Raw genomic sequence first — 654 nt, 5'->3', positions numbered from 1 at the left:
AATCACAACTGCCCCGCCGCCCCCGTCCACCGCAGGTAATCCCCGCGCGTCCAGTCGAGCGACACACCCACGCGCTTCGTCCCCGGCCGGATCTTCGGCTTGTACGCCGACAGCGTCAGCGACTCCAGCGCCGGCCATTCGCGAAACGACAGCACCGCGATATCCGCAACGAGCGTCTCCAGCAACCGCGTATGCGGCTTGTGCGACAGAAACGACGCGACGCGCGCGCAGTACCCGTCGTAGTCGATCCACTCGCCCTGCTCGCTCGGCTCGCAGCGATACCCGAGCCGCGCATCGATCACGATCGGCTGCGGCGCTTCATGCTCGTGCGCATGAATGCCGATCCGCGCGGGCACCTTCAGCTCGTCGACGAACACGCTCCAGCCGCGCCCGCGCAGGCGCGGCGCGTCGATCGCCACGAACGGTTCGTCGAACGGCTTCATGATGCGAGCGGCGCCGCGGCGTCGAGCATGATACGCACGAAATAGTCGGCGAAGCTGCGGCGCAGGACGATCTCGAACGTGTCGTCGCCGGTCGGGATCAGCGTGATCGGCGACTTGAAGTAGTGCGATTGCGCACACTGGCCCGGCTTGAACACGCGCGGATGCAGATCGAGCGGGCAACCACGCGCGATCACGTCGCGCACGCGTTCGC

General features: G+C 67.1%; 2 protein-coding genes. Both read right to left on the bottom strand.

Annotated elements, in window-relative coordinates:
- Positions 1 to 2: 2 nt before the first annotated feature.
- Complete coding sequence (locus A9Z05_RS05920) at positions 3 to 443, bottom strand: dihydroneopterin aldolase (RefSeq protein ID WP_069617272.1); 441 nt, start codon at positions 441 to 443, stop codon at positions 3 to 5.
- The coding region (locus A9Z05_RS05915; protein ID WP_305143981.1) for a sarcosine oxidase subunit gamma at positions 440 to 654 on the bottom strand (215 nt) is incomplete at its 5' end. The genes A9Z05_RS05920 and A9Z05_RS05915, both read right to left, overlap by 4 nt.

The sequence above is a fragment of the Burkholderia sp. A2 genome (assembly GCF_001729305.1).
GTDB lineage: Bacteria > Pseudomonadota > Gammaproteobacteria > Burkholderiales > Burkholderiaceae > Burkholderia > Burkholderia sola.
The sequence above is the reverse complement of the archived record's forward strand: the minus strand, read 5'-3'. Positions and strand labels throughout refer to the sequence as shown.